The sequence below is a fragment of the Tissierella carlieri genome (genome assembly GCF_018917285.1).
Lineage (GTDB): Bacteria > Bacillota > Clostridia > Tissierellales > Tissierellaceae > Tissierella > Tissierella carlieri.
In genome coordinates this window covers 196,628-202,627 of the sequence record NZ_JAHLOH010000013.1, presented here as the reverse complement: position 1 = coordinate 202,627, position 6,000 = coordinate 196,628, and the positions used below count along the sequence as shown (strand labels likewise).

Sequence of the window (6,000 nt, the reverse complement as noted above, 5' to 3'; positions counted from 1 at the left end):
AGCTATAGCAATTAAAACTCTTTGCCTCATACCGCCTGATAATTGATGAGGAAACTGATTAGCTGTTCTTTTAGGATTAACTATCCCTACTTGATCTAAAAGCTGTAACATTCTTTCATATCTTTGATCACTATTCAAATCAGTATGATAGATTAAAGACTCCTCTATCTGTTTCCCAATTCTATGCAATGGATTTAATGATGCTAATGGATCTTGAAAAATAAAACCAATCTCCTTACCTCTAATTTCATTTAGTTGCTCCTCAGAATAATTAACCATGTTTTCACCATTGTAAATTATTTCACCACTGACTCGAGTAAAATTCTTGTCATGTAATCCTACTATAGAGTTGGCAATTGTACTTTTTCCGCAGCCAGATTCTCCAACTATTGCTAGCAGCTCATTCTTGTGTAAGGAAAAAGAGACACCATCGACTGCATCAAAATACTCATCTTGAAATCTAAAGGCAGTGTGTAAGTCTTTGATCTCTAATATTTTTTCATTTCCCATTTCCCATTTCCTTTCTTATTATATTTATTTACTAGTGTATTATATAAGTTTAGACACTAGGATTTACTCTTTAGATGCTTTCACTGAATATATATAAAAATAAATGCAACCTCGGCATTTATTCCATAAATATTTAGCAACAAAATCTTTGAATTATAAACTCTTTTCTTTAGTTTTTTTATTAGGTATCCGCACTTACTTTTATAAATAAGATAGCTAAAAGTTTTACTATCATTCTTTAATACTCTTACTAGATTATACTAAGACTAATATATAATTTATGCCTATATATCCTCATATTAAATAATATTTTAATAACTATCATATGATTATAAAAAAATGAGGGATTGAAAAATACTAAGTTACAATACAAAATAATATATTTTTTTGGTATTATTAGTATAAAAAAAAGAACCCTTAGGTTCTTTTATATTCCATCTACTGCTATATCATAACAATTAAGTATCTTTAAAATATTATTTCCATCACCATATATTAATTCTCCCTTATACTTGGGGAAATTTTCACTACCTATTTGAGTAGTATTCCACTTCACATTTCCTCTTAACTCTTCTTCATTATTAGCAGTAGTTTCTACTTTAACATTTAATTTTTCATTTATTCTTATTTTCAATCTGTTAATATTATCAACTATTAAATTATTATCTAAACTATCAACTATCAAATCTAAATCATTTCCACCGTTTATCTCTACTTCCTTATTGTCTGGTATAATAATATTTAAATCCCTAAGATTATACTGATAATAATCTGATTTGTCTTTAAATGTTATATACATAATATTTCCTGATTTATTTATACTTATATGATTTTCATTTAATAATTTCTCAGCATTTTCTTTATTATCCGTTGTTATATTTATAAATCCTGAAGTAGTTATTTTATTGCTTTTACTAGTTCTCACAGTAAATTCTGAATATCTAGGTCCATCAATTATTATTTTTTCTATACCATCCTCTACACTATATTCTTCAAATGGTAATTCATAATTAAATGTTTGTGATGCTACTCTTGATTTTATAACTGTCATCACACCTGTTTCTACAAGTCCATAAATCAATATATTCACAAATAATATAATCATTACAATAAATACAGAAAACACATCATATCTTATTATTATACCCTCATTTTCTTTTTTCTCCTTAAAGCTAAACCAGAGAATCTCTCCCCCTAGTAAAACTAATATACTAGGCCAAAACTTTATGGCAAGTTCTGCAGCTGATAGTTCATTGATTTGAGCTATAAATATCAGTATTCCAAATCCAATTAAAACTATGGCCATAGATATGGTCCCTACTCTTCTATTCTTCATATTCCTCATCATCCTCCTCCATCTCATCATCCACAATATTTTTATTTTTGTGAAGTATTTTAATACCTCCAATAATGAATATCAAAGCTACTATGGAAGTTTGGATATAATTTCTTACCTGATATAAGTTATGGTAATTAAATATTTTAGAAAGCACCTGACTTAATATTGGATAAAATACTTTTTGCAATGCAACAAGCACCCCTATTCCCACAAGCCCCATGCCTATATATTCAGGCTTAATAGTTGGTAATAGCTTCGATATATCCATATCTTCTACATCACTTCCATTAAGTGTATGGAAAGCATCAAAGAATGAATAAAACCAAATTAACGGCAATAAAAACAGTAAAAAACTTAACTGAAGCCATCCCATAAAAAATATAGCGAAGAAAAATCCACCCATCAATACTAATCCTTTTTTCTGATAGCCTAGGTACATATGACCTGCTCCTGGTATGATTGATAAAGCCAAAGTAATAATCTTTTTATTGGAAATTTTTGTTTCTTGTGAATTCCAGATGTTTTTTATTTCTGAGCTATCTCCATATCTCATGGCATTAATTGTAGAAAATGCATCTATTAGTGCTACCAACCAAATAATAGGAACTCCTACAAGCAATATTAAAAATTCTTCTCTATAAGTCAAAACGCTTAACCCAATGGTGCCTACACATAGCATTCCAAATATGAGGAGATAAATAAATCCTCTATCGGCATATCCTAAGTAGAAATGAGATAACCCTGGTATAAACGACAACAAAAATGTAGTAAATTTATTTTTTTGTCTCATATTATTAATCCTCCTTACCTATTCTAAATTGAAAATTATTTATAAACTTAGAAGTTCTATTTGTTATTTCTTCTGTAAGATCATATATTGTACTAGCTTTGAATCTGCTTTCTTTTGAAGATACATTTGAAGATATCTGAGGTACGGTATCTACTATTCTCCCAAAGAATCCTGTAGCAGTTAAAATAATAGCTACTGACGCTACTGCTGCATAATATACAAAGAAATCGTTAGATACTTTTTTCTTTATTGTTTTCTTTGTTGTTTTCCGTATTGGTTTCTTTATAGGAGTAATATTTTTAATACTATCTAGAACCTTTACTGTGAAATCCTCTGGAATAATAGCTCCTACATTTTCCATCTCTTGTTCATCTATGAGAGAAAGAAAAATCTCCATGCATTCATCACATAGAAGTAAATGCTCCTCCATCCTTCTATGAATTTCTTTATCAAGAAGATTATTTTTGTATAAAACCCATTCTACATAATCATAATGTTTCATAATCTTTCCCTCCATTTCTCTTTTAACATATTTCTTCCCCGATATAATCTTGAAGCTATGGTCTTAACTGTAGTTCCCTCTTCTGATGCAATTTCCTCATAAGACTTTCCTTGTAAGTAAAACTTTGTTATTGTATCTTCATATATAGGAGGAATTGACTTACATAACCTAGAAATTTCTTCTTTTTTTTCTTTTTCTATCAATATTTCCTCTGGAGTCTGACTATGGCTAAATTTCACATTATCCACTAATTCTTCACTGTCCTCCATTACTTCTTCTCTAAATTTACTTTTCTTCTTTCTAAGCCAATCTATAGATTTATTTGATGCAATTCTGCCAATCCAGCCTTTAAAATTATTAGATTCATAAGTTGGGAGGGAGAGATAAACTTGTAAAAATACTTCCTGAGCCACATTTTCAACTTCATTATAATCTTTAATAAAATTAAGAATAATAGCAAATACATAATTTTTATATTGTTCAACTATTTCAGCAAAGGAATCCTGATCTCCTTCCAATGCCTTTTTTATCAGTACTGACTCATTAATCATATCTCCCCTCCTTCCTATCATTAATTATAACGAAAGCAAAAATAAAAATACTGCAAAAATAATTTTAAATATTTTTCTTGTGCTTGGATGTTTATTTCATTTATATTATTTTTTCTTTATAATAATATATTTAGAAAAATTTTCATTTTTTAGTCTTTTACGGTCTGGATCATTAAAAAAATCTTTTGTCAATTTTCTTACTACACCACTTAAAGCAATAAGAGCTATTAAGTTAGGAATAGCCATCATTCCATTTAATAAATCAGCTAGTTCCCATACAAGCTCAAGCTTAGATATACAGCCAACAAATACCACTCCGGTAAAAGATATTCTAAAAGGAATAATCCCCTTTGTACCAAATAAAAATTCAACACATTTTTCAGCATAATAATACCAAGCAATTATTGTAGCAAATGCAAATAAAACAAGACCTATTGAAACAATGTATCTTCCACCTTTAAAGGCATTTTCAAAAGCTAATGATGAAATGATATTGCCATCTAAGTTTGGATCAGTCCATAATCCAGATGATAGGATCACTAGTGCAGTAACAGTACACATTATCAATGTATCAAAAAACACTTCAAAGGCTCCCCATAATCCTTGTCTAGCTGGATGATCTGTATGTGCTGCTGCATGAGCAATAGGAGCACTACCTAAGCCTGCCTCATTTGTAAAAACTCCACGTGCTATACCTATTCTAGTGGCATACATTGAGGTTGCTCCTGCAAATCCGCCTACTGCTGCCGTTCCTGTAAATGCATCCCTAATAATAGACATAAAAGCAGCCGGAATATTAGATGCATTAACTATTAATGCTACAACAGCACCTGACATATATAATACAGCCATTAATGGAACCAATATTTCTGCTACGCTAGCAATTCTACCAATTCCTCCAATTATGACAAGCCCTACTAATATTGCCAAAACAATGCCAGTTACCCATGTAGGAATGCTAAATACGGATTCAAGACCACCAGCCAATGAATTAGCTTGCACCATATTACCTATACCATAAGATGCAAGAAATCCAAATATACAAAATAAATAGGCTAGAGTTTTACTCCCCATACCTTTAGTTATATAGTACATAGGACCTCCCACAATTTCATTTTTATTATTCCTATGTCTATATGCAACTGCCAATGTAACTTCAGCATACTTTGTAACCATTCCAATAAGAGCAGATACCCACATCCAAAATATAGCACCTGGCCCCCCTACTTGAATCGCTACGGCAACACCTACAATATTTCCTGTGCCTACAGTTGCAGCAAGTGCTGTAGATACAGCTTGAAATGGAGTTATAGTACCTTTTTCTTGATGATCATATCTTTTAAAAATCGTTCTTAATGTATATTTCATTACTGTGCCAAATCTTGTAAAAATTACTCCGTTAGTTATAAAAGTTAAATAAGTTCCTGTACCAATCATTAATATAAGCATGGGCATATCCCATATAATATTATTATTTAACCATGTGATAATTGACATAGATATTACCTCCTAGGAAAACATTGTGCTTTTAATCATCCTAATAACCTTGTAATTTTTTAGTTCTTAAGCTATTCTACTTTCTCAAATGACTTTCTTCCCTCCTTTCCTATACTTTATTAATTTCCACATCGAAATATAGCTTAATTTCATAAGTTAAATTTTAAGCACAGGTTAACACATGATAAAATATTCTAGATTATAAGATAAAAAAACTCTAAAAATAATTTTTATATTTTTAGAGTTTTTACTAATTATTAATATAAGTATGATTGCTTCAAATTATAATTCTGTAACTTACCTTCATATACAAGATTTAATTCTCTGCATTCTCTAAAGTCTCTAGGAGACGTTAGGGCAGTATGCTTATTGATTAACTTTATACCACTCTTACGAAGTAATGATGACACAAATTGGGAGCAGAAATAATTATATTTCCTTTGAATGGGATAATTTACCATAACCCCTAATAGCCCGATTAAATTATATCCATATTTCTCTCCGTCTTTTTTAAATTTCTGTAATTCTTTCATTAACCTTCTATATTGTAAATCATTTATCTCAAGAGAATATAAAGCACATCTAGTCTCTGGAAATCTAGCATAGGTGCCATTTACTATATCTTCCTTTACAAATCCTGCAATAAGCGGATTATTAGGTCTCAACCTCCCAAAGCTATATAATTCTTTTAATTCTTCGTCAAAGGCTATAGATACATGAGAATACGGTTCTTTAGTATATTTATTTATAACTTTAGAAAGCATTGATCCACTGTAAGTTAATAAAATATAAATTGTATGTTTTTTTATTA

General features: G+C 29.9%; 7 protein-coding genes. All 7 read right to left on the bottom strand.

Going from position 1 to position 6,000, the window contains the following annotated elements; genetic code table 11:
• Window positions 1-510, bottom strand: a 510-nt coding sequence (locus KQI38_RS02395; RefSeq protein WP_216555145.1) for an ATP-binding cassette domain-containing protein, incomplete at its 3' end; no start/stop codon positions are given.
• Window positions 511-937: 427 nt separating this feature from the next.
• Window positions 938-1,846, bottom strand: coding sequence for a hypothetical protein (locus tag KQI38_RS02390; RefSeq protein ID WP_216555124.1), 909 nt, complete (start codon window positions 1,844-1,846; stop codon window positions 938-940).
• On the bottom strand, window positions 1,836-2,639 hold the full coding sequence (locus KQI38_RS02385) for a hypothetical protein (RefSeq protein ID WP_216555122.1): 804 nt from the start codon (window positions 2,637-2,639) through the stop codon (window positions 1,836-1,838). Before KQI38_RS02385 ends, KQI38_RS02390 begins: the two co-directional genes overlap by 11 nt.
• A 4-nt stretch (window positions 2,640-2,643) precedes the next feature.
• Window positions 2,644-3,141, bottom strand: coding sequence for a hypothetical protein (locus KQI38_RS02380; RefSeq protein ID WP_216555120.1), 498 nt, complete (start codon window positions 3,139-3,141; stop codon window positions 2,644-2,646).
• The gene (locus KQI38_RS02375; protein ID WP_158220186.1) at window positions 3,138-3,692 is read right to left on the bottom strand and encodes an RNA polymerase sigma factor; all 555 of its coding nucleotides are present in this window, start codon (window positions 3,690-3,692) and stop codon (window positions 3,138-3,140) included. Before KQI38_RS02375 ends, KQI38_RS02380 begins: the two co-directional genes overlap by 4 nt.
• A 105-nt stretch (window positions 3,693-3,797) precedes the next feature.
• Window positions 3,798-5,189 carry an alanine/glycine:cation symporter family protein gene (locus KQI38_RS02370; protein ID WP_216555118.1) on the bottom strand — a complete coding sequence of 464 codons (1,392 nt, stop codon included), beginning with the start codon at window positions 5,187-5,189 and terminating at the stop codon, window positions 3,798-3,800.
• Window positions 5,190-5,446: 257 nt separating this feature from the next.
• Window positions 5,447-5,953 (bottom strand): hypothetical protein, encoded by a 507-nt coding sequence (locus tag KQI38_RS02365; protein WP_235601425.1) that lies wholly within the window; start codon window positions 5,951-5,953, stop codon window positions 5,447-5,449.
• Window positions 5,954-6,000 lie beyond the last annotated feature (47 nt).